At 50.9% G+C, this 24,748-nt stretch carries 17 protein-coding genes and 1 pseudogene; 3 read left to right on the top strand and 15 right to left on the bottom strand.

The features are described 5' to 3' along the window. Positions 1 to 487: 487 nt before the first annotated feature. Entirely contained in the window at positions 488 to 1,966 is a 1,479-nt protein-coding gene (locus BM200_RS09570; RefSeq protein WP_091184392.1) for an alpha-N-arabinofuranosidase, read from the bottom strand. An 81-nt stretch (positions 1,967 to 2,047) separates the two neighbouring features. After that, positions 2,048 to 2,347, bottom strand: coding sequence for a DUF6171 family protein (locus BM200_RS09565; RefSeq protein WP_091184390.1), 300 nt, complete (start codon positions 2,345 to 2,347; stop codon positions 2,048 to 2,050). Between the two features lie 236 nt (positions 2,348 to 2,583). On the opposite strand from BM200_RS09565, the gene BM200_RS09560 reads away from it, so the two are divergent. After that, a complete protein-coding gene (locus tag BM200_RS09560) occupies positions 2,584 to 3,270 on the top strand; it encodes a helix-turn-helix transcriptional regulator (RefSeq protein ID WP_245772965.1) in 687 nt (228 codons plus the stop codon). On the opposite strand, the gene BM200_RS09555 is transcribed toward BM200_RS09560, so the two are convergent. Beyond that, entirely contained in the window at positions 3,254 to 4,051 is a 798-nt protein-coding gene (locus BM200_RS09555) for an AraC family transcriptional regulator (RefSeq protein WP_245772964.1), read from the bottom strand. The two genes, BM200_RS09560 and BM200_RS09555, sit on opposite strands and share 17 nt — an antisense overlap. A gap of 177 nt (positions 4,052 to 4,228) precedes the next feature. On the opposite strand from BM200_RS09555, the gene BM200_RS09550 reads away from it, so the two are divergent. After that, positions 4,229 to 5,032, top strand: coding sequence for a phytanoyl-CoA dioxygenase family protein (locus BM200_RS09550; protein ID WP_091184385.1), 804 nt, complete (start codon positions 4,229 to 4,231; stop codon positions 5,030 to 5,032). A gap of 61 nt (positions 5,033 to 5,093) precedes the next feature. Here BM200_RS09550 and BM200_RS09545 read toward each other — a convergent pair whose 3' ends face one another. The 6 genes from BM200_RS09545 to BM200_RS09520 all read right to left on the bottom strand — a co-directional run bounded on the left by BM200_RS09545 (position 5,094) and on the right by BM200_RS09520 (position 15,025). Beyond that, positions 5,094 to 8,855: a GH32 C-terminal domain-containing protein gene (locus BM200_RS09545; protein ID WP_091186216.1), complete on the bottom strand. Its 3,762-nt coding sequence runs from the start codon at positions 8,853 to 8,855 to the stop codon at positions 5,094 to 5,096. A gap of 137 nt (positions 8,856 to 8,992) precedes the next feature. Next, positions 8,993 to 9,892, bottom strand: a complete 900-nt coding sequence (locus tag BM200_RS09540) for an ROK family protein (protein WP_091184383.1) — start codon at positions 9,890 to 9,892, stop codon at positions 8,993 to 8,995. 15 nt (positions 9,893 to 9,907) lie between these two features. Continuing rightward, positions 9,908 to 11,386, bottom strand: a complete 1,479-nt coding sequence (locus BM200_RS09535; RefSeq protein ID WP_091184381.1) for a glycoside hydrolase family 32 protein — start codon at positions 11,384 to 11,386, stop codon at positions 9,908 to 9,910. 109 nt (positions 11,387 to 11,495) lie between these two features. After that, positions 11,496 to 13,109, bottom strand: coding sequence for an ABC transporter substrate-binding protein (locus BM200_RS09530; RefSeq protein ID WP_091184379.1), 1,614 nt, complete (start codon positions 13,107 to 13,109; stop codon positions 11,496 to 11,498). 76 nt (positions 13,110 to 13,185) lie between these two features. Beyond that, entirely contained in the window at positions 13,186 to 14,067 is an 882-nt protein-coding gene (locus BM200_RS09525) for a carbohydrate ABC transporter permease (protein WP_091184377.1), read from the bottom strand. Between the two features lie 16 nt (positions 14,068 to 14,083). Next, entirely contained in the window at positions 14,084 to 15,025 is a 942-nt protein-coding gene (locus tag BM200_RS09520) for an ABC transporter permease (RefSeq protein WP_091184375.1), read from the bottom strand. Between the two features lie 479 nt (positions 15,026 to 15,504). Between BM200_RS09520 and BM200_RS09515 the strand changes: the two genes are divergently transcribed. Beyond that, positions 15,505 to 16,545, top strand: a complete 1,041-nt coding sequence (locus BM200_RS09515) for a LacI family DNA-binding transcriptional regulator (RefSeq protein WP_091184373.1) — start codon at positions 15,505 to 15,507, stop codon at positions 16,543 to 16,545. Between the two features lie 87 nt (positions 16,546 to 16,632). Here the strand turns inward: BM200_RS09515 and BM200_RS09510 are convergent. The 6 genes and pseudogenes from BM200_RS09510 to BM200_RS09485 form a co-directional block, all read right to left on the bottom strand. Continuing rightward, positions 16,633 to 17,690, bottom strand: a pseudogene (locus BM200_RS09510) (LLM class flavin-dependent oxidoreductase). Further along, positions 17,687 to 19,171, bottom strand: coding sequence for a DHA2 family efflux MFS transporter permease subunit (locus BM200_RS09505; RefSeq protein WP_245772963.1), 1,485 nt, complete (start codon positions 19,169 to 19,171; stop codon positions 17,687 to 17,689). The pseudogene BM200_RS09510 and the gene BM200_RS09505 overlap by 4 nt, the downstream one beginning before the upstream one ends. Continuing rightward, on the bottom strand, positions 19,150 to 21,186 hold the full coding sequence (locus BM200_RS09500) for an ABC transporter ATP-binding protein (protein WP_091184368.1): 2,037 nt from the start codon (positions 21,184 to 21,186) through the stop codon (positions 19,150 to 19,152). The genes BM200_RS09505 and BM200_RS09500 overlap by 22 nt, the downstream gene beginning before the upstream one ends. 15 nt (positions 21,187 to 21,201) lie before the next feature. Next, the gene (locus tag BM200_RS09495; protein WP_091184367.1) at positions 21,202 to 22,089 is read right to left on the bottom strand and encodes an ABC transporter permease; all 888 of its coding nucleotides are present in this window, start codon (positions 22,087 to 22,089) and stop codon (positions 21,202 to 21,204) included. Positions 22,090 to 22,118: 29 nt separating this feature from the next. Next, positions 22,119 to 23,039 carry an ABC transporter permease gene (locus tag BM200_RS09490; protein WP_091184364.1) on the bottom strand — a complete coding sequence of 307 codons (921 nt, stop codon included), beginning with the start codon at positions 23,037 to 23,039 and terminating at the stop codon, positions 22,119 to 22,121. 21 nt (positions 23,040 to 23,060) lie between these two features. Further along, positions 23,061 to 24,731, bottom strand: a complete 1,671-nt coding sequence (locus BM200_RS09485) for an ABC transporter substrate-binding protein (protein ID WP_091184363.1) — start codon at positions 24,729 to 24,731, stop codon at positions 23,061 to 23,063. Between the last annotated feature and the right edge of the window lie 17 nt (positions 24,732 to 24,748).

Below are 24,748 nucleotides of genomic sequence, written 5' to 3'. Positions count from 1 at the left end.
GACCTTAACTGCTCGCGAACCCACCCTTTTCACCATTTATTCGGCCGATCTCTGTGAGTTAAGGTCCCTAAAGGGTCTTAACTTGCCTCGCAGAGGCTTCCTACGCTGACTTAAGGTCCTCAGGGACCTTTAGCGCCGCAAACCCGCCATTTTCACCGTTTAATCGGCCAATCCCTGCGATTTAAGGTCCCTAAAGGGCCTTAACTTGCCACGCTGAGGCGTCAGGCGCTGACTTAAGGTTCCTCAGGGACCTTAAGCGCCCGCGAACTCGCCCTTTTCACCATTTATTCGGACAATCCCTGCGATTTAAGGTCCCTAAAGGGCCTTAAATCACCACGCAGAGGCTTCCTACGCTGACTTAAGGTCCCTCAGGGACCTTAAGCGCCCGCGAATCCGCCACTTTCACCGCTTAATCAGCTAGCGAGGGGTAATTTTAAAAAGCCGTTAAGACCCTGGCGGGGTCTTAACGGCTTCTAGTTTCGCTCGATTATTGCTCGATTCGCAATGTTACAACCGAAGCGGCAGGCAGATTAAGGCTCAACTTGCCATCCTCAATCTTCGCTTCGTAGAACGGCTTCACGTTGACCGTTTCCGGAGCTTCAAAGGTGTTATGCGCTTGAACGCTATCCGCGGCAAGCAGCTTGCCCGTGCAGTTAAAGCTTCCTTCAGTGCCGCGAAGCTCGAGACTGATCTCCGACTGCTCGGACGGATGCAGGTTGTACAGGCTGACATGGATTACGCCGTCTTTCTTGGACGCGGTAACGCCAACTTGATCAAGCTCCTTGCCGTCGGCATTAACTTTGCCGAACTGGCCGTGAATCGCAAGCGACTCCGCATCTTGATGAACATTGTACATTTCAAGCACATGGTACGTAGGCGTAAGCAGCATCTTGTCGCCTTCGGTCAATACAACCGCCTGCAGGACGTTAACCATTTGCGCAATGTTCGCCATCTGCACCCGGTCGCAATGCTTATGGAAAATATGCAGGTTAACCGCGGCTACTAGTGCATCACGCATGGTGCTTTGCTGGTACAGGAAGCCCGGATTCGTGCCCGGCTCGACATTGAACCAAGTTCCCCACTCATCCACAATAAGGCCAACACGTTTGTTTGGATCATAACGGTCCATCACCGTGCTATGTCGGGTGAGCAGCTCGTCCATATGAGCAGCTTTTTTCATCGTCACAAACCAGTCGTTCTCGTCAAATTCAGTTGCAGAGCCTTTGTCAGCCCAAGTTCCTGGCACTGTGTAATAATGAAGGCTCAGACCACTCATGAAGCGTTCTGCCTTGTTCATAAGCACATCAGTCCAACGGTAATCGTCTGAATTTGCTCCACCTGCGATTTTGTACAGCTTATTGTCGCCGTATTGGCGGACATACGTCTGGAAGTTGCGGTACAGATCCGCATAATGCTCCGGAAGCATCTCGCCGCCGCATCCCCAGTTCTCGTTGCCAACGCCAAAATATTTCAGCTTCCAAGGCTTTTCCTGACCATTCTGCCGGCGCAGATTCGCCATCGGGGAATCGCCGTCGAAGGTCATGTACTCCATCCATTCAGACATTTCCTGAATTGATCCGCTGCCTACGTTGCCGCAAATATACGGCTCCGCTCCAACAAGCTCGCATAGACGGAAGAACTCATGCGTACCGAAATGATTATTCTCAACAACGCCGCCCCAATGGGTATTAACCATTCTCTTCCGCGTCTCGCGTGGACCAATGCCGTCCTTCCAGTGATATTCATCGGCAAAACAGCCGCCCGGCCAGCGCAGAACAGGTACTTTCAGCTTGCGCAGCGCTTCAATGACGTCATTACGAAGACCGTCCGTGTTCGGAATATCCGAATCTTCCCCTACCCACAAGCCTTCATAAATACATCTGCCAAGATGCTCTGCAAAATGGCCATAGATGTTCTTGTTAATGGTGCCAATACTCCAGTCCGTATGTACAACCGCTTTATTCATCCTTTATTTCCTCCTAAAAAGAATTATTACACAAACAACCGGATGGTTGTTCGTGATGATTCTTACTTCGTAAGCAAGAACTTAGTAGATAGCTTCCCATTGCTCTCGAACAGCCTGCTGAGGATGAGGGCATCCCTTGTCCTTCAGCTTCGCGCGAACCTGAACGAGACAGCCGCAATGCATGCAAGTCGTGTCATAAGCCAAGCTCGCACAACCCCCGCATGCTGACAGCCGCTTCGCATAAAGCTCATCGGACACACGGGCATCGGCTTTTATTTTGGATAAAAGTCGCTCGATCTGTTCGCCTGTCACCCGGACGTCAGCCGAGCATCCCTTGCAGCCATCCCGTTCTCTCTTGCTGACAGATTCTGTGATTGTCATGTTTGCTTCAGCTCCCATCACGAACAGGACGATTTTTAATGCCTCTACTAAAGATTGTATGGGATTGAGAAAGCGCCTACAATTCACTATAATGAGAAAAAACTGACCTATCCTGCTTTTTTTGATGAAAGGAGCTGTTTTCGATCATTCGATTAGACAGCTGCGGCTACCGCTTTGTCCATCCGAACGGCATTTCGATTATCCGGCCGCATGGTTCGGGAGACTATGCTTTTGTCTTGTTCAAGAAGAAATCCGAAGTGATTATAAGAGGTGAACGTATCCTCGTGGACAGCGATTCGTTTATCCTGTTCCAGCCGGAGACGCCCCATTCCTATGCAGAGTTTGAGCTGCCTTTTATTAACGATTGGTTTCATTGCCGGGGGGAAGAATTAAAGGATCTCCTTGCCGAATTGAATTTCCCGCTTGATACGCCTGTCCAGGCGGTTGATCCGATGCTGATCTCCAGAAGTATTATGGAGCTTCACCGGGTTCAGAAGCAGGGCGGGCATTTGAGGGACCGGATTCTGGATACCGACATCCGGTCGCTTCTGATGAAGCTGAGCAATCTGCATGAGCTTTCCCAGCATCCCGAGAGACCGGGGCGTTACATCAGGCAGTTCTCCGAGCTGCGGGACGAGCTGTATAACTCGCCGCAAAGCCATGTGACAGTAGAGATGCTGGCTGACCGCGTTCACCTCAGCAAATCTTACTTTCAGCATCTCTATAAAGATATTTTCGGCTGCTCCGTTGTTAACGATATGATTAACGGCAGATTGGAGCTCGCCAAATACCTGCTCAAGAACAGTACCCTATCCGTTTCGGCCATCGCCGCAAGCTGCGGATACGAGCATGAGACGCATTTCATGCGGCAGTTCAAGAAATTCGTTGGCGCGACGCCAAGCCAGTTCAAGGCGAGGGTGTAAAATCCGTCTTTCGCTTATACTCCGCCGGCCCGCAGCCATATCTCCTGCGGAACAAGGCGGCGAAATGATTATAGCTCTGGAAACCAACGTCAAAGGCCGCCTCTCCTGCTGTACGGCCAGCTTTCAGCATAAGCAGCGCCGCCTGCTCAAGGCGCATATGATTGAGCGTATCGACAATAGACCTGCCGGTCTCTGCCTTGAACAGATGCGACAGCCGGGAAGCAGACAAACCTACCCGCGCCGCCAGCTCATTAATGGATAATGGCTCCTGCATTTGCGCGGACAAGATCCGTATCACCTGGCTGACCCGGTAATCGAGCTTATCCGCCAGCTGGCCGGCCATCAGCAGAATCAAGGCACTTAGCTGATTGTCGCACAGCTCCTGCCAGAATCCGCCCTGTCCCCTCGAGTCATGCAGCAGAGACCGGAATGTACGAAGCACCCGGCGCTGCAGCTCGCTTGAGGGCAGCGGGCAGTGCAGGATCTCCTCATCCGGCAGCAAAGACAGCTCGGGCAGCCGGTTGAAGTGCACCCACATAAAGTTCCACGTCTCTCCTTTTACGGTGCCATAAGTATGAGGAATCCTTTTACGGAGCAGTATCAGTTCACCTGCTTTGCTTATTTTCTCTCCTGCGGGCGTCCGGAAATACCCCTGCCCCTCCAGCGTATAAACCAGCAGCCAGTCCTCTCTTCCGGCTGGACGCGCAATGGTATAGGAATCATTTTCGCGAAAATATCCTGTAAAAACGCCGTTCTTTAATTCATCCGCCGATTCATCCACCAAAGCTTCCACCCCGCATGATCTTATTACCTTAAGGGTACTGCGCGGCGCGCCATTCGTCCAGTCACATAGCAGAATCCAAGCAGTAATGAGCATAATTCCGACTTCAACCCTTCCCCGATACTCCTTACAATTAGAGACAAGAAGCAGCAACCACCAAGGAGAGGGGCAATACAAATGAACCAGTCACTTAAGGTGCTCACGGAAGAGCAAATGAAGCAGTTTGAAACCGAAGGTTATGTTATTGTACGCGGCGTCTGGAACAAAGAAGAGATTGAGGAAATCAAGGCTGAATTCGAGAAAATCAGCCATACGCCGGTACCCGGCTATTTCGAGCCGGTCCTGAATGGAGAGCAAGAGGATCCGCTTCGCCGCTATCCTCGGGTCATGCACCCGCACCGCTTCAATGAGCTGAGCAAAAGCTATATGCTGCATCCGGGCGTCCTCGATATTATGCATGATTTGTACGGAGAGGAAGCATTAGCTGCGCAAAGCATGTTCTACTACAAGCCTCCGGGATCGCGCGGTCAAGCACTGCATCAGGATAACTTCTACCTGAAGGTGGAGCCCGGCAACTGTATTGCGGCATGGGCGGCTATCGACCGCTGCGACGAGGAGAACGGCTGCATGCTGCTCGTTCCGAAGACGAATACGTATGACATCGTTTGTCCGGAAGAGTCCGATTCTAACGAATCGTTCACCACTCACTACGTGAAGCCGCCAAAAGAAGATAAGCCAATCGCAGCTATCATGGAGCCTGGCGATATCCTGTTCTTTAACGGCAATCTGATTCACGGCTCTTACCGCAACAAGTCGAAGGAGCGCTTCCGGCGGGCGTTTATTTCCCACTATGCGAACAGCAGCGCGCTTTCGATCTCGCATTGGTATAACCCGCTCTACAAAGCGGACGGCACGGAGCTGTCGCTGGAAGCCAATCCGGACGGCGGACCTTGCGGAATTGAGACGCCTGCTTATCATTAAATAAAAGGGAGGCAGCGATCACACTGATCGCTGCCTCCCCTATTATCCAACATTTCCCAGTCTATAATTGTTCCATTCTCCATTCCTGCTGCGACCGCCCTGCTAGTACATCATTCACCGTAAGTGCTTTACCATCCTCCGACACTTCAAGCGCCTTGCCGTTGTGAACGGATGTAATCGTTACTGTCCCATTCGAATTCGGGGTAATGATCCACCGCTGGTTATTGTAGCCGAGGTAACTGTAGAGCTGTATCGTATTCTGTCCTGTATTGAGGTCAAGCGCCTTTCCGCCTTCCGCCCGAATCGAATAGGAGCCCTGTTCATCACCTGTCGGTACAAACGTCCATGCGGAAGTTCCCCCCGCCTGAATGACCACAGGCTCACCATTCTGCTGCCCGTTAACATAGAGGGACTTGCCTGTCACTTCGTTCGTCAAGACAGCGGAAGTCAGATCAGCCCCTTCCATATTGCTAGCCATAACATTCTGATAGGACGCCTGGCCTCCAAACACATTCATGCCGAAATGTCCTTCTGCAAAGCTTCCGTCCTGAACATCCATGATGCGTTGTCCGTTGACGGAGATGATAAGATGAGGGCCTTTTGCTTCAATATTCACATGATAAGTAACACCCCGCTGCAGGAAAGCAGGTACACGCGCAAGCACCATCCGGTCTTCGAAAGCACCGTCAACCTTATAGAACAGCCGGTATGCCTTCATATTCGGATCAAGATTAAAGTAATATCCGCTGCGACCGTCAGCGCTTGCACGGAACAGAACCGAACCTGCCCCCCCTTCCTTGCCAAGCGTTACATCCGCTGCATAGCTGAAATTGCCTGCCGTCTCTTGGGCGATATAATTCGCATCGCTCGAGTAGCTGCCCCGAATACCATTCTCCGTCACTACCCAGCTCGGCAGCGACAGGTCCGGCTTCCAGCCGGTCAGATTCGTAACGAATTGCCCGGCATACACCCGGACCACTGTACTCGCGTAAGCTTTGCCATCCGGGGTGGACACTTTAATAATGGCTTCTCCCGGACTGCCTGCCTTAAGTATTGCCTTGCCTTGCTCTGATGAGCTAATTCTCACTACCCCAGAATTACTGGATACCCACTTCAGCCGCTGCTTTTTACTCTTGCCCCCATCAGCCGCCGCATACAGCGTTTCGCTTTGACCGGGGCCAAGCTCTCTGTCACTCGTGTCCATGACAATTCGGGTGCCAGCATCCTTCAGCTCATTCCAGGTATCTGCTAGCGCATGTACCTTTAGTGATACAACCGTAACCGGTCCGCCTTTCGTATAGAAGCTCATGCTGCGACTTGCCGGATCGGGAAAAATAACATCGGAGAACACAACCTCACCGTCATTGCCAAACAGCTCAATCGAGGAGTCATCTACAAAGATATTCATTTTCACCCTCTTGGCTGCCTGTTCGAGCGGTGCTTCCTGATAAGTAGAGAATTTGCTGGAGAAGTCCGTCACGCCGGATTGACTCCGGTCAATAAACATTTGTTGATCTAGGACACGATAGCCCGCAAGCGTTTTGTTGCCTTCGGCCCCTTCCCTTACATTAAAGCCAAATTCCGTTACAGCACTGCCGGCCATGATCTCAATCTCGGCTTCGATTTCAAAGGCTCCTGCCGACAAGTCCTTAAGAAGATTGGCACTGTCTGCCGTTACCCGCTTATTCGTTGCCGTATACATCGTCGTGCGTAAAGACTGCAGTTCATGAACAGGAGCCTGAACAAGCCGCACACCGTCACTTGTGTTCCGAAGCGTCAGCTCTCTTGGAATCGTAAGCTCACCCTTCCAGCCTTCAGTAGGAAAGGCAAACGGATAGTCCCAATTCGTCATCCAGGCAAGCATAATTCTCCGGTTATCCGGCAAATCCGAGAAGGACATCGAAGCGTAAAATTCCTTACCGTAATCGGTTCTTAGTACTTCTCCTGCCGCATTATCATTAACAAATTTGCCCTCTACCGTCAGCTCGCCGATGAAATATTCCGCATCGGAGCCTTCTGTTGCGGGATTGGCACCGGTGCTGATCATCAGCACCCACTTCTTCTCTTCTGTCCCTTCCACAGACAATTCGAACAGGTCCGGACATTCCCATACGCCGCCTCGCACATAACCGCCATATCCAAAGCTGTCAGTATGTGTCCAGTCAATCAGGTTTGTCGAGGTAAAGAAGCGGATATGATCACCACCGGAAACAACCATGATCCACCTGTGATTGGCCTCATCTCTGACCACCTTCGGATCGCGGAAATCCCAGCCGCCCGGATCCCCGCCCTGCTTGCCTGGATTCTCAATAACGATCGGATGCTCAGTCGAATATTGCCATGTCCGTCCTTGATCGGTGCTATAGGCAAGCCCGATACGCTGATTACCGTTATAAGCGTCAGGGTTATAAGAGGTATAGTAAGCTATCAAGCCACTTCCTCCCGAGCCTGTAAAAAGACCGGAAGCATTATTCAGATCAGCAACCGCCGAGCCGGACCAGACATGCCCGTTATCATTCCAAGGCAAGGCTATCGGCAGCCTTTTCCAATGTACTAGATCATCGCTGACCGCGTGCGCCCAGGTCCCTCCATCCTGATGAAACAGATGGTATTCCCCTTCATAATAGACAAGCCCGTTAGGATCACTCGCAGAACCGCGGGCCGGTGAATAGTGATAATCCGGACGGTAATTTTCCGTGTAATAGTCGGAGGCCGGAACCATATACACATTTTGAAAATAACCATTGCCTGCCAAGACGGCCAGCCCTGTATGCCCTTTCGTGTAGCGGCTGTCGACTGCTTGAACGGCCGCGTCCGCGTAGCCGTCTACATATAAGGTCATTCGGCTGCCGTTGGCTGTAATCTCCAGATGATGCCTTGCCTCATCCTGCGTCGGATATACCTGTCCTGAAGCACCGATTACGGTGCCGTCCATGGTCATTAGACGTGCAACAACGCCGCTGCCTTCCTTCTTCAAGGAAGCCAAATACCCTTGTGTACCTGCATCATTCATCCTGAAAGCAAGGGCTGCTTCAGACTGCCCGGAATCAAAGGAGATATCGCCTTCATACACGAAGTCTGCCGCCTCCTGACTATAGACCTGAACGGCCGACCCGGCTTCAGCTGCTCCTTGCCAGCCTTTCAGATCCGGCTCCCAGCTGCCTGAGGTATAAACAGCCGTCCCCAGATTACTCTTCAGCTCGCTCACTTTTATATTTTGGAATAATGCCGAGCCGTCCCATACATTTAGTCCAAGAAAACCTTTTGTGTAAGCGGTGTCATTTACATCGATAACAGGCTTGTATTGGCTATCCCAGTACACCTTCAAGCGGCTTCCGCTTGCAATGACTTTCAGATGATAAATTTCGCCTGCTTGGAGTTCAACCTGCCGTTCTTCCTTCAATGCTGTATCACTTGCCGCATCTCTAAGGCGAATAAGTCCTGCAGCTGGAACGATTTGCAGCATATAAGAAGCCCAGCCATCTTCATTAGATCGGAACACCAACGTGGCATCCGCCTTCATGTCGGTTACTTTCACATCCGCCTCATATACGAAGTTATCCGCCGCAACACCGGATATTGCCATTACATTCTCCTTCGGATTGGATGTCAGCAGTAATCCCTCCTCTGTATTTTCCAGATGTCCACTTCCTTTCACCTGCCAGTTTGTTAAATTCGTCTCTGTGTTGGTTGCGCTTACAAGATTGTCCGGAGCTGTCTCCGCCTGTATGCTTGCATCTGCTTTGGTATTAGCCGCCCAGCCTTCTGCAGGATTAACCGTTGCTGCGACGGAGGAAATAGCCAGCACACTTGAAAGCATCATTGCTGCTGCCCAACTCTTCGACCTACTCTTTCCCTTCATCATCATCCCTCTTTTCTTATAGATGCTCACATCTCATATCCCGCAAAAGAACCAAGGGATTGCCGCAACTGCCCCGGCAAACCCGCTGTTCTTGTCTGTTACAATGCACCTTCCCTCGCATGCGCCTGCTGATAAGCCTGCAGACCAAGCGCCAGTGCACCGCATAACCCGGCTTGCTGCCCTAGTCCCGGCGGTACGATATAGCGGTCGATATGCTCTGTAATCTCGGCTGCACTAACGTAGCCGTTCAAATTACGTTTCACCGCTTCCTGGATAAGAGGGAACAGCTGCATCTGCTTCATAACGCCACCGCCAAGTATAATCTTCTGCGGCGAGAGCATCAGGATAGCTCCGGTAATGGATTGGGCGATATAATAAGCTTCCATTTCCCATGCCGTATGGTCTGCCGGAAGCTGATCCCCCTTCTGCTCCCAACGGGCCTCGAGAGCCGGACCAGCCGCCATGCCCTCCAGGCAATCGCCATGATAAGGACATAACCCCTGGAAGCTGTCTTCCGGGTGCCTCTTGACCGGCACATGTCCGCCTTCAGGATGGACAAGTCCATGGACCAGTTGGCCCTCAGCATATACCCCGATACCAACGCCAGTACCAATCGTATAGTACAGACAACTCTGCAAATCTTTCGCAGCACCCCATACCGCTTCTCCATAGGCAGCCGCATTAACGTCGGTATCCCAGCCATAAGGAACATCAAATTGCTGCTTCAATGTTCCGAGGAAGTCAAAATCTGCCCAGCCGGGCTTTGGCGTTGTTGTCACGAAGCCATACGAAGGGCTACCCGGATGAAGTCCAATCGGTCCGAACGATCCAATGCCAATGGCCTCTACCTGGTTTTCCCGAAAATAGTCAATCACTTTGCCCAGCGTCACCTCTGGCTGCTCTGTCGGAAAGCTGACTGAATGCTCGATCACGCCATGCTCATTGCCAACACCACAAACAAATTTGGTACCGCCTGCTTCAACCGCTCCAATACGCATAACCTGTGCCTCCTCTTATTCGCCCTTGCCCGCAGTATGCGGAATGAGCTCATAAATGCTCAAGGAAGAGAGAACCACATTAGCTTGCTCCGAGAAGAACGAGATGCCCGTCGCATCTGCATCCGGATAAATGAGATCCGTAATAACGGCCTGCCCGTTATTAGCGAATACCTCCACAGATGCAGCGTCAACAAAGATGCGGAGATCTATGCTGTCGCCGGCAGATACAATCTTCGCTGCTTGAATGCTGCGGAATAGCGGATGGAAACTGTGCTCGCCCGAGTTGGTACGGTCTACATAAACGCAGTCCGTTGCAGCATCGAAACCAACAACTGTCCCGTTAGCCGCCCCGGTCCGGATCCTAAAGCCAGACGAATGATCCGTTGAAAGCTCGGCATGGAGTTCATAACTGACAAGCTGCAGCTTTTGTAACATCTGTTCTGCTTCAGCAGCTGTCGCTCCTTGCAGCGCAAGAACAGGCTTCCTGATTGATTCCAGCTCTGCAGCCGGCTTCTGCACCAGGGTAACAACTCCCTCTCTTGTTTCCAGCGACATTTCCCTTACAACCGTCATCGCTCCCCGGAAGCCTTCGGTAGGTGTCTGATTGGCATATTGCCAATTGCTCATCCAACCAATCATCAGACGTCTGCCATCCGATTCAGGAATATCCGACCATGTGACACCGGCATAGTTGTCGCGTCCATGGTCCACCCATCTCACTTCCGAGGAAGCAGCATCCGGCGTAAAGGTAATTCCGTCAAAATCTCCGGTGAAATATTGCGTTCTTGATCCTTCCGCGAAGGCCGGATCCGCACCGATGCTCACAATCATAACCCATTTCGAATTCGCAGCATTCCCGTCGATAGCCAGCGGGAAAAGATCCGGGCATTCCCATACGCCGTCATGCGATCCGATTCCGTCACCAAACTCGCTGCCAAGTGTCCAGTTAATCAGATTAGGAGAATGATAGAGACATACCGTCTGGCCACAGGCAATAATCATTACCCAGCGATTCGTCTCCTCATGCCAGAAAACCTTCGGATCGCGGAAGTCGACAAACGTCTCATGCGCGAGCACCGGATTGCCGGCATACTTCACCCAGGTTCTTCCTTTGTCCGTGCTGTAAGCCAAGCTCTGACGTTGAATCGGATGGCTCCCTTGGACCTCCAGATGGTGGGTGAATATCGCAACCAATCCCGGGCCATCCGGGAACAGCCCCGATGTATTGTTCCAATCGACTACTGCGCTGCCGGAAAAAATCATGCCATGCTCATCCGGCGCCAGAGCAATGTCCAGTTCCTCCCAAGTGACCAGATCCTTGCTCACCACATGCCCCCAGTACATAGGTCCATGAGTGTCTCCATAAGGATAATGCTGATAAAATAAGTGATATTCGCCCTCGTAATAGACCATCCCGTTCGGATCGTTCATCCAGTTCACTTGAGGCGAGATATGGTACGCACCTCTGAAGTTTTGTTTAGCCATAATAGACATGATAGCTCCTCTCCCTTGCTTCTGTTTTTATCTCTTTCATTCAAAAAAGAAGGCCTGCCCGGCAGGTTCCCCCTGCCGGAACACGGCCCTTTTCCGCTGCGGAACGCAACTAACCTTTGGTCGCTCTGTCGTAACCGCCTTGTTTGATCTTGAGCCATTCCTGCAGACCAAGACGGTCCAGCTCTTTCAGATAATCATCCCATTGCTCACTAACTTTGCCATTCTGGTACCATTCGGTACGCATTCTAAGCACGTATGCGAACAGATCTGTTTCAATCGTTGTAAGACGGTCAAGCTCTTCAATAGAGTTAAATACGCTAGGCATCACATTGTCAGCTTTCATATGCGGAGCCATAATATTTTTGATAATATCCATCCGGCCCTTCGCATCATCCGGCATAGTCGTATATTTGCCATAGTAGGAATCCAGAATCGCGAGTGGTCCGCCTATGCTTGTTTTCTCACGAAGCTCTACCGGTGCTGTACCTTCAAGCGGCAGATGCTTCAGCATATTGCTTGCTTCATCGTATTCGAAAATATTTTGCTGCTTATCATCGCCGTAGGTTCCCCAGTTATCCTGTACCGATTGAATCGGATCATAGAGCTGATCGACCCATTTCGCCGTTGTTTCCAGGTTCTTGTTCGCGCTTGTAACAACCATCTTGCCGCGGCCAAGACCAAGGCCGTTTGTTCTTGTTACATTAATCTCGCCGTCAGGTCCTGCAATCGGAGGCATTACTTCATAGGAATCATTTGCACCGGTAATATTCGCTTTATCCCACGAGAAGTACAGTCCGTATTTCTGATCCTTACCTTTCGCCAGATAAGTGCTCCAGTCTTGGGTATAAGCTTCAATATCGATCAGGCCTTCTTTGTAGAGCTCGTTCACAAAGGAAACTGCTTTCTTGTAGCCCTCATCCGCAGCTGTAAAAATAACTTTGCCGTCATTCGATACAACCGCGTGGTCAGGATTCTCGCCTAATCCAAAGGAAGCGAACAAGAAGGCCAGATCCTCTGCACCTGGCTTATTAATGAAGGACAATGGTATTTCATCTGCTTGGCCGTTGCCGTTCGGGTCCTGTGTCTTAAAGGCAATCAACACTTTCTTCAATTCTTCCGTTGTGGTCGGTATCTTCAGATTAAGCTTCTTCAGCCACTCCACGTTTATCCAAGGCATGCTGTCCACGGCCTGAATTCTTTCCTTGCCGCTTCCAAGCTCCTCAATCCAAGGGAAGGCATAAATTTTGCCGTCCGGAGCGGTAATCATGCTTTTATACTCAGGAGCCTCTTCCAGTACTTTCTTGAAGTTAGGCATATATTGATCAATCAGATCGTTAAGCGGAATGATCGAACCATCCTTAGCAAGCTTCAGAAGCTCATAATCGCTGTAATCTGCATTAAAGATCGCATCCGGCAGATCGCCGCTTGCTACAGCAAGATTTCTTTTCTCAACAAAGACATCGTTCGTAAAGTTCTTCCAGTTGATATGAACATTCGTTTTCTCTTCAAGCCTTTTATTAACAAGCTTGTCATTCGGATCAGCCGGTGCAATAGCAGAGCTCTGCGTAATAAAATTAAGGGTTACTTTCCCGCTCGGATCCTGTTTCTTGCTGGCAGCACTGCCTCCGCCTCCGCCGCTGCAGGCTGACAGAAGAAGGATTGAAGCAAGAGCCGAAGCTGTGGCTGTTCTGGTCACTAATTTGGACTTGTTCATTGTACTCATTACCGATGACCTCCCAATAATAATGAATGAATAAATTCTATCTCTCGCATGGCCATGCGTATGTGAAGATCTGTCCCTACTTGAGGGAACCGACCATGACACCTTTCTCGAAGTACTTCTGGAAGAACGGATACATAATAATAAGCGGCAAGCTGGATACAACAATAGCTGCATATTTGATAATTTCCGACAATCGCTTCAGTTCAGCTGCCGCCAGCTGATCGCTGATCATGCCCGGATCGACCTGGTTCTGAATCAGAATCGAACGAAGGACAAGCTGAAGCGGATGAAGAGTCGGATTATCAAGATAAATCATCGCATCGAAGTAGGAGTTCCACTGCCCGACGAAAGCGTACAGAGCAAGAACAAAGACGATTGGCTTCGACAGCGGCAGGACGACCTGCATGAAGATCCGCATCTCCGAGGCTCCATCCACATTGGCTGCTTCCTTCAGCTCCAAAGGCACTCCTTTGAAAAAGGTCCGCGACAGGATGATATTCCATACGTTTACGGCGCCCGGTATAATGACAGCCCATACGGTATTGAGCAGGCCCAGATTTTTCACAAGTAAATAAGTAGGTATAAGCCCTCCGCTGAAGAACATCGTGATGATGAATAGGGTCATGAACAACCCCTTCCCTTTCAGCCGGTTATCCGACAGGGAGTATCCGGCACAGACGGAGACGACAACCGTCAGGACGGAAAAAGAAACAGCATAGAAGACGGCATTTCCGAAGCCGCGAATCATCGCCGGATTGGACAAAATCTTTTTATACCCTTCAAGAGACCAGTCCGAGAGCTTGAAGGACAAGCCCCTGCTCAGCAGGGCGGACGGATCCATCAAGGAAGCGACCACCACGTAAAGCAGAGGAATAACGACGACGAGTACTGCAAGCGTCAGGAAGATTCCGTTTAATATAAGAAGTAAGCGATCCAGTCTGGAATGCTTGATAGCCATGTATTCATCTCCTTTCTTAGTAGAGGCCATCGCCCTCGTTCAGCCTTTTGACAATGAAATTAACAGTAATAAGAAGCAGGACGTTAATCACGGAATTAAATAATCCAACTGCCGCAGAATAAGCATAATCACCGGATTGCAACCCGATTTTGTACACATAGGTTGGAATAATCTCCGAGGTCGGAAGGTTCATGGCTGTCTGCATCAGATAAGCCTTCTCAAAACCAATCGACATAATACCGCCGGCCGCTAAAATAAATACAATCGCCATAATAGGGCGAATCGTCGGCAGATCGATATGCCGGATGCGCTGAAGCAGGTTTGCCCCGTCCAGATTGGCCGCATGATGAAGCTCCGGATCAACGTTTGCAAGCGCAGCTACATATATAATGGAAGCCCAGCCCGCTCCGGTCCAAATATCCGACAAAATGTAGATGCCACGGAAATACTCAGGACGCGACATGAACATCACGGGTTCGCCTGTTATTAGGGTAATCAAATGGTTAATCGGACCTGTCGGGGACAGGAAGATAAACAGCATCCCGACCACAACAACAACCGAAATGAAGTTAGGGGCGTACAAGAATAGCTGAATATTTTTCTTAGCGCCGGTATGCCTGATCTGATTCAGCATAAGTGCAAGAAGAATGGGGATCGGAAATCCGAGAATAAGGCCGAAAAAGCTTAATTTAAGCGTATTCATAAAAATAACATCGAAATTCGGTGACGACAGAAACTTCTCGAAGTTATACAGCCCTACCCAGTCGCTTCCCATGATGCCCTTGATCGGACTGAAGTCCTTAAAGGCAATAACGGCCCCATACATCGGACCATATTTGAATACCAGTGTCAGAATAAGTGCCGGAGCGATCAGGATGTAGAGAAAGTAATGCTTCCTCCAATAATCAAGGGTTGCGTTACCGGACTTTGCTGCTGCTTGAGCCTGTTTGGCTTCCATTGTGTTAGACTTACCTCCGTCCATTTACAAAAGTGTTCTATGTTTGTGCAGTAAGGGCTTTCATTGTTAGCCTTTTTGTTTGCTTGCTGCATTTACAATTTATCAAACGACCATGCAAACGTCAATACATTTTGTAAAAAATAAATTGCGCATTTGGAAAGTTAAATTGTTCAAAAATCAAATAAAAACTCCTTCACTTTTGACATAAGGTTGGTTTTAATTGGAAATAGGACGAAGGATTCAATAAAAGTCTAAGTAATATATCATCCCCAAAAGGAATTACACACTTATTTTGCACATTTTAAATTACTTATGACCATATTCAATTGATACATTTGTAAATATAATTGTGCATTTGTAAGATTTACATTGCTATTTGTCGCAAACTATTATACATTTGTGTTACCTATATGAATGAATTTGGTTTACAAAATCACATTAATAGGAGAACAAAGATCGCAAGAGGTGAGCAAACCTGCATGACAAAGGAAAAAGTAACCATTCAAGATATCGCCGACGCGCTTGGCATATCCAGGAATACCGCCTCCAAGGCATTAAATGGCAGAAGTGAAATTCCGGAGGAAACACGCAATAAAGTAATCAAAAAAGCCATTGAGTTAAAATACAAGCAATTTTCTTATCTGGAGAGCGAGCAGCTTTTATCCAAAAATTCAGGGAATATCGCGTTATTGACGGCTAATCTTCCGAATACTTCCCATTTCGGCTCAACGCTGATCAGCGGCTTGGAGAAGCGGATCAGCGCCGAGGGCTATAATCTGTCTTTTCATATTATTAGAGAAATGGATCAGGACTCATTATCGCTGCCTAACAATTTCGATGTATCGAATGTAGACGGCATTATCTGTATTGAAATGTTTAACCCGGCTTATAGCGAAATTATTACAAGCCTTGGCGTGCCTACTATATTTATAGACTGCGCTTCCACGGTATGTTATCCCGAATTCAAAGCGGATATTCTTCTGATGGAAAATCAGCACAGTATCTATCAGCTTACAAAGAAGCTGATCGCAAGCGGATATTCCAGCTTCGGATTTATAGGGGATTATAACCACTGTCTCAGCTTTAATGAACGCTGGCTGGGATTCAACCGTGCTCTCAGCGAAGCCGGAATACCGCTTGATCTTGGCCAATGTATAGTAGACGATGACCGCCTCTTCTTTTCTAAGCCGACCTGGCTGGAGGAACGCCTCAATGAGATGCAGAACCTGCCTTCCGCCTTTATTTGTGCCAATGATTTTATTGCCGTCAGTTTCATGAAGGTGCTTAAGAACAAGAACATCTCCGTTCCTCATGATGTCGCAATCTGCGGCTTCGATAACGGGCCGGAGTCAATGATTGTCGAGCCCCATCTTACAACCGTTCATATATACAGCAACGAAATGGGCGTGAAGGCTGCAGAAATGCTTCTCTCTAGAATTAATGATCCGGAACAGCCTTATCAAGTGTCGCATATCTTTACGAAACCGCTTGTCAGGGAGTCTACTGCGGGGATTCGATAAAGCTGAGGAGCCGGTTTAAACCGGCTAGCGGAAACAACAGTAAGCCCCTATCCTGGGATAGGGGCTTTTCGTTATTCATAAAAAGGGTTATACCGGTATTCCCTTCCCTTGCTCCTCCCACACGGTGCTTGGCACTTCCCGGCGCAGCACGGGGGCAATGTCCGCAGCGAACCGCTCCATCTGCTCGCGCTGCTCTGCTTCGGATAAGCCGTCTACACTGAGGGACAACACCTGATGGCCGAAGGCCGCCTGATAGTTTAATATTTTCTCAATAATCTGCTCCGGACTTCCGATCAAGCTTGGACCTCTGGCGATATTGTCTTCCAATGACGTAAACGGCGATTGATTATGCTGGGCAGCTGCCGTCGCTGGAATGCCTCGTAGTAGGGGCGATACCGCTTGATAGCCTCTTCCGTCGTATTCGCAATATATAAGCTGCCTGCACCGGCACCAACTACCGCTTTCTGCGGATCATGCCCATAGAAAGCCAGCCTCTCGCGATAATGATCGATCAGATCTTTATATTTCGCCTGCGGATGGAAGCTGTTCGAGGAAAATATCGGCTCGCCGTAACGGGCAGCAAGCTCGGTAGACCGGGTACTCGACGCGCTCCCGTGCCAGATCGGAATCGGATTCTGCAGCGGTCTTGGTTGCGTGGTCACCTGATGAAGCAGCGGACGGTACTGGCCCTGCCAAGTGACCTCCTCTTCCTGCCATAAACGCCGCAGCAATTCGTATCGCTCCTCCAACGAATTCCACTGCTCTTCCTCCGTGATGCCAAACAGCGGATAATGCCGGGGATCATTGCCTTTCCCGATAATCATCTCCAGCCTTCCGCCGGACAGGTGATCAAGTGTCGCATAATCCTCAGCCACCCTTACCGGATCGAGCACGCTAAGAACGGTTACAGCCGTAAGCAGTCGGATACGGGAGGTTCTTGCCGCAATCGCGGTAAGCAGCAGCGGCGGCGACGAAGAAAGGAATGGGGCTCCATGCCGCTCCCCGATCCCATATCCGTCAAAGCCCAGCCTCTCCGTAAGTTCCGCCTGCTTGATTATATTTTCAATCTTCTCGCTTGTTGTAAACCGTTCGCCGGTCACCGGATTCATCAAATTCATAACCAGGCTGAACCATATAAATTTCATAAGCTTTCACTCTCCTTCGGTGTCGTTAGCGACGCCGTCATTCGTCTGCCAAGCAGCAGCGCAATTGGAATTGCACAGGCCACTATGATGCTTGATACGAGAAAAACATCATGAATGCTATGCATGTAAGCAAGGCGGTATTGGCTAGTTCCCTCTCCTACGCCGCCTGCTTCCGCCTGATGTATCCCCATCCGCCAGTAAAACATCGAGGTACATACCCCTAGCGCCATTGCACTGAACACCTGTCTTAACCAATTCAGCAAAGCCGACGCATGTCCGATCCACTCCTGCGGAACAGACGACATGCTCGCATTAGTTGCAGGCGTTGAGGCAAGACCCGTGCCGGTATTGCGGACGGCAAGCCAGATCATAATGGCAACCAGACTGGTCTCCGGCGGCATCCGGCTGAAATAATAGGTGCTTACGACCAAGATCGAACAGCCGATCATAATGAGCTTTGCCGGTCCGACTCTGTTATACCACCTGCCCGCGGCAAACGTGGCGACCGTTAAGCATCCCGCTGCGGGAAGGAACAAAAGACCAACCCGGAACGGAGATAAGCCTTTCATCTCGACTAATAACAAAGGCATGAAATAAACCACCGAATAGAGGCCAAACGATAAGATAAGCGATGCCATAAGACTTAATGCGAACCTCGGGTTAAGCAGCAGCCGAAGCTGCAATAGAGGATGATCGCTGCGGCGCTCCTGCCAAACAAAGAGAACAAAGCAGCCAACTCCGGCTACCAGCATGGTCCAGGTCAGCAAGCTGTCCCAGCCCCAAACGTTCATATTACCGAACAGCAGAAGAAGCGCAAGGCTTCCCGCCGTTGCGAGCAGCAATCCGGGCCAATCCAATCTCGCGGAAACGTTGGCCAAATCCTTTGGAAGCACAACCGTACCTACAATCCACGCTACGATTCCAACCGGTACGGTAATCAGGAAAATAAGATGCCAGTCAAAGCTTTGCAGCCAGCCGCTGAGCGACGGGCCGATGGCCGTCCCCAGCACCGTGGAGAATGACCATACGCTAAGGGCAAAGGATTGCTTCTCCACCCGGATCGACCGGTAAATTAAAGCGAGCGACACCGGCTGGATAAGCCCGCAGAATAATCCCTGTATAATACGAAAGGCAATTAGTGCCTCAATATTCCAAGACTGAGCACATAGAAACGAGCTGATTGTAATTCCGCCGATTGCGAATAGAAACACCCGCTTGCAGCCGAACCTTTCCATGGCATAACCGCTTATTGGAATTACAATGCCGCTGGCCAGGGTAAAACCCGTCATCATCCACTGGACTGTCTGCAGCTCTGTGTCAAATATCCGGATAAATCCGGGGAGTGATACGTTAAGGGAAACAACATGATACATCCCGACAAAGGAACCTATAAATATAGCTGCCAGCACCGGCCAGAACGCCGGATAGGAAGCCGCCGGCTCCTGCTGCTCCATTTGCTTCATATAAGAGTATAGTGGCAAGCCGCAAAACGATCCTCGCCCAATGGGCGAAGCTCCGGCTGCTCCTTCCTGCATCTTTCCGTTGCGAACGGGCAACGGGGGTGGAACCGGCAGCCGCTTGGCGGATTGGCCGGCGACGGTATTTCGCCTTGGATAAAGGCAGAGCTGCTATGCTGACCCGGAACGGGCTGCGGAATGGATTCAATTAGCAGCTTCGTGTAAGGGTGAGCAGGCTGGCGGAACAATTCATCACTAGGTGCAATTTCAACAAGCTTGCCTAGATACATAACGCCGATCCGGTCCGAAATATGTCTTACAATCTGTAAGCCATGCGCGATGAACAAATAAGTCAGCCCAAGCTTCTGCTGGAGCTCCTGAAGCAAATTTACGATTTGCGCCTGAACCGACACATCAAGGGCGGATACCGCCTCATCGGCAAGAATAAAGCTTGGGCTCAGCGCAATTGCCCGGGCAATGCCGATGCGCTGCCGCTGGCCGCCGGAGAACTCATGCGGGTATTTGCCGGAGCTCGACGGATCCAGGCCAACCAGCTGCAGCAGCTCCTCTACGCGTGTCCGGCGCTCATTGGCGGACCATTCGCCATGCACCTTAAGCGGCTCTGCAATGCTGTCGCCAATCGTCCATCTCGGGTTCAAGGAGCCGTACGGATCCTGGAAGATGACCTGCATATCCCTCCTTAACGGACGAAGCTGCGGGCCGTTAAGTCCGGTCAAATCCTTGCCCTGAAACAGCACCTTCCCCGAAGTAGCCTGCTCCATCTGTAAAAGAATCCTGCCAAGCGTAGATTTGCCGCTGCCCGATTCGCCTACGAGACCAAACGTTTCGTTTCTCCGAATGGAGAACGAAACATCGTCTACCGCCCGGATGAACGTACGTGGAGCGGTAAAGCTTTTACGCTTCACCGGATAATATTTATGCAGATGCTCTGCTTCAAATAGAATCTCGCTGTCCTTGCGGGAGGCAGCATCGACTGAATTCCCTTCAAGCAGCTCCTCCACTCGAACTCGAATAGAGTTAGAATGACTTGCCTTAACAACTGCAGCGGCAACCCGCTCCTCATGCCAACAGGCCACGCCGCTGCCGCTGCTTTCAACGAGCGGAGGTGCTTCCTCCTTGCAGCGCTCCGTCGCATACTCGCAGCGGGGATGAAACAAACAGCCGACCGGCAGCGCTGCTAATGAGGGAATAGACCCCTGAATCGCATACAACCGTTCTCCCCTTACACTGTCCAGTGGCGGAATTGATTGCAGCAGTCCTCTCGTATACGGATGACGCGGCCTCGCAAACAGCTCTGCCGCTGTACCCTGCTCGACGATCCGGCCGGCATACATAACGACAATACGATCCGCCATCTCGGCGGCTATGCCAAGATCATGAGTAATAAGGAGAATAGACATCCCAAGCTCCTGCTGTAATTCCTGGAGCAGCTTCAGGATTTGAGCCTGAATGGTCACATCCAGGGCCGTTGTTGGCTCATCGGCGATGAGCAGTTCCGGACTGCAGGAGAGCGCCATCGCAATCATGGCCCGCTGAAGCATGCCGCCGGACAGCTCGCCGGGATATTGCTTCATGCGGATCGCAGGCTCCGGTATCCCAACGCGGCTGAGCAGCTCTATCCCCCGGTCCCATGCTTCACGCCGGCTGACTCGCTCATGCTGCATAATCGTCTCGACAATTTGCTGCCCGATCGTGAAGACGGGGTCAAACGCAGCCATTGGTTCCTGGAAGACCATGGCCACCCGTTTCCCGCGTAATTGCCGCAGCTCTGCTTCAGGCAGCGTTGCAATATCCCGTCCCCGCAGGACTATGCTTCCGCGGGTGATCGAGCCGTTCTCGTAATCGATCAGCCGCATAATAGCCTTGGAAGTAACCGTCTTGCCGCTGCCGGACTCGCCAACGAGACATACCGTTTCACCAGGCTGTATCGAGAAGGATATATTCGTAATGGCCTCCAGCAGGCCGTTTTTCGTCCGGAAACCAACAGACAGCTCCTGGATATCTAACAAAGCTTCCAATACGGTTCCCCCTTCCTATCTCGCGCTTCTCTTCGGATCAAGACGATCTCTCAGCCTGTCGCCGATCATATTAACAGCCAGTACAAACATCGTGATAGCAAGACCCGGAAAGGTACAGATCCACCAGGCAACCGTCAAATAACCGCGTCCCTGAGACAGCAAGGTTCCCCAATCCGGCACTTCCTTCAGAACGCCAAGACCAAGGAAGCTAAGACCCGAACCGGTAAGAATCGACGTCCCTATGCCGATAGTCGCCATAACAAGAAGCGGTGAAAGGGAGTTTGGCAGTACATGCTTCCAGAAAATATGGAGCGGTGAAGCGCCGGCCGCCTGTGAGGCCAGAATAAACGTCCGCCCTTTTATACTCATAATCTGGGAACGCATAATACGCGCATAACCCGGTATCGAGGCTACGGCCACGGCCAGCACAATGTTAAACAGACTTTTGCCAAGCGCGCCCGCGATAGCCAGCGCAAGCAGAATGCCCGGGATTGTCATCAGAATGTCGTTGAAGCGCATCAGCACCGCGTCAATCCAGCCTCCCGCATAACCGGACAAAGCGCCAATAGCTCCGCCTGCCAGCCCACCGACAAGAACGGAAGCGAAACCGATAAACAGGGAATCTCTGCTGCCATATACAACAACGCTGAATATATCCCGGCCAAAATAGTCCGTCCCGAACACATGCGCAGCACTAGGCGGCTGCATAATGCTGTCCGTTAACATCTCGGTAGGGGAATAGGGTGCGATGAAGGACGGTACAACCGCGCAGGCAGCGATAAACAAGATAACTGCAGCCGCTGCGATCAGAAACAGATTGTTCGCCGACAGTCTTTTGAAACGGATTGCCGCAGCGCGGTTTCGTTTGTACCAGATCGTACTTGCCGTAGCCGCTTCACGCATAGGTTCTCAGCTCCTTTCTCCTTTTCTCTTCACGCAGAGCGCCTTACTCTCGGATCGATAACCGAATAGGACAAGTCGACCAGCAGGTTCACCAGGACATAGATCACTGCGGTGATAAAGATAACGCCCTGCACAACCGGCAAATCCTTCGCCATTAACGCATCTCCGATAATCCGTCCAATACCTTGGCGGGAGAATACGGTCTCGATAACAACCGTGCCCGCCAGCATCTCTCCAATCAGCATGCCAATCATCGTCACCGCGGGGATCAGCGCGTTGCGCAGTGCATGCTTATACATAACAGCCCGCTCGGATAATCCCTTGGAACGCAGCGTCAGCATAAAATGCTCATCGATAATGTCCAGCATGCTGCTCCGCACCATCCTTACAATAAAGCCAGCCCCAACTATGCCAAGCGTGAGCGCCGGAAGCACAATCGTCTTCCATCCGTCAGAGCCCATAGCAGGAAACCAGCCGAGCTGCAGACTGAACAGCACAATAAGCAGAATGCCCGACCAGAAGGTCGGCATCGAGATGCCGAACAATCCGACGAGGCGGGCAATAAAATCAATAGGGCCATTACGGTGAATAGCGGACAGAACGCCGAGGACAAGGCCGATCGTAATCGAGACCAGCGCGCTTGCCGCCGTCAGCGCCAGGGTTGCGGGGAAATGCTCCAGTATTTTATCCAATACCGGCTCGGAATTCAGTAGAGAGTTCCCGAAATCTCCCCGCACCATATCGCTTATATACCGGGTGAACTGAATATAGAAGGGCTGATCAACACCAAGCTGTTGCTTCAGATTTGCTATCTGTTCGGCTGTGGCAACCGACGGATCAATCATGTTGTCCGTCGGGTCGCCGGGGAGCACATACAGAATCGCGAATACTAGCACCAAGCTGCCCGCAATGACTAGCAAGGAGGAGAGAATACGTCCGACTATAAACATGGCGAGCCGCCTCCCTTAGATTTAAGAACTAATCGAGACTCCGTTAAACAACGGGTACCCAAGCGAATCAAACACGAGTCCTTGCACGGATTTATCCGCTGCTACCGTATACGGGAATACGTAAATCGGAAGAATGACAGCCTGGTCGATAATATAATGCTGAATTTGCTTATAAATGTCCGCGCGTTTGGTATCATCCGTCTCTACGCGTCCTTGCTCAAGCAGCTTGTCGATCTCCGGATTGGATAAACGAGTGAGCGACTTTTGGGCTTTCGGATCGGTTGTGTGATAGAACGGATACAGCGCGTTTGGATCGGAGTTCACCTGGCTGTTGCCATAAAGATCATAATCGCCGTTTGTGTAGACAACCGTCCGGACATCCTTCGTAATCTCCACTTCAACGGCAATGCCAAGCGCCTTCAGCTGCTGCTGGATAATAACCGCAATATCGTTGCGCTTCTCGCGGTTTGGCGTTCCGTCCACGTAATGCAAGGTAAGCTTCTTGCCATCCTTCTCCCGGATGCCGTCCGCCCCTTTTACCCAGCCAATCTCGTCAAGCAGCGCTCCCGCCTTCTCCAGATCAGGCTTCACGCCATTCTCAAGCGTTGGATCATAGCCGAAGGTGCCCGGTGTAAGCGGCGACCATGCACGGTCATATGTACCCAGATACAAGGTCTTCACAATACTGTCGACATCAACGGCCAGCTGTACCGCCTGTCTGGCTTTTACATCGTTCCAAGGCGCATGCTCCTGATTGAAGAACAGCGTATAAGGCAGACCAACCGTATTGGCTTCAAGCAGCTGAACTTTTGAATCGCCTTTTAAGGCAACGATATTTTGCGGAGGAACCGTCTCTGCCGCCAATACCTGGCCGCTTTGCACGCTGCCGATCCTGGTGGCTTCTTCCGGCACAATCTTAAAGATAATACCGTCCAGATAAGGCGCACCGGTATTCGTTACAAGCTCCGGCGCCCAGTTATAGTCAGCGTTTTTCGCCACCTGGATTTCCGCATTTTGTTCCCATTTCACAAACTTGAATGGTCCCGTACCCACCGGATTCAGACCAAACTGGTCACCGTCCTTCTTCGCCGCCGTCGGGGATACGATACCAAGCAGCGCCTGGCTCAGATTGCCAAGGAAAGCGCGTGACGGAGTAGCCAGGTTCAGCTTAACCGTGTACTCGTCAATGACTTCCGACGACTGGTACGGTGCGAGCAAGGCAGCCGCATTGGCCGCTTTCGTAGCCGGATCCAGAATACGGTCGAAGTTATATTTGACCGCTTCTGCATTAAACGGGGTACCGTCCTGGAACTTCACGTCCTGACGAAGCTTGAAGGTATAGCTCAATCCGTCATCCGAGATTGCCCATGAGGTGGCAAGCCAAGGCTTGATGGAATTGTCCGGCAGCTGTACAACCAGCGAATCATAGATCGTACGAATGACGCGCACGGCAACAGCGAGCCCGCTGCGGTGAGGATCAAGCGAATCCGGCGAAGTGGCCAGCGCGTAAGTGAGCACTCCCCCTTGCTTGATTTCCGTTGCAGCTGGCGCATCAGATTGCTGCGCTGCTGGCTGACCACTGTTATTGTTGCTTCCCTTATTCGACGCGCATGCTGACAGCAACAGTGTTAGTACCAGCAGCAAGGCAGTCGAAGTTTGGAATGGTCTTCTTACGAATCTGCTTCTATTCATGGTATCTCTCCTAATGG

Origin of the sequence: Paenibacillus catalpae, assembly GCF_900112695.1 — a bacterium.
In the GTDB taxonomy this organism is placed as follows: Bacteria; Bacillota; Bacilli; order Paenibacillales; family Paenibacillaceae; genus Pristimantibacillus; species Pristimantibacillus catalpae.
The sequence above is the reverse complement of the archived record's forward strand: the minus strand, read 5'-3'. Positions and strand labels throughout refer to the sequence as shown.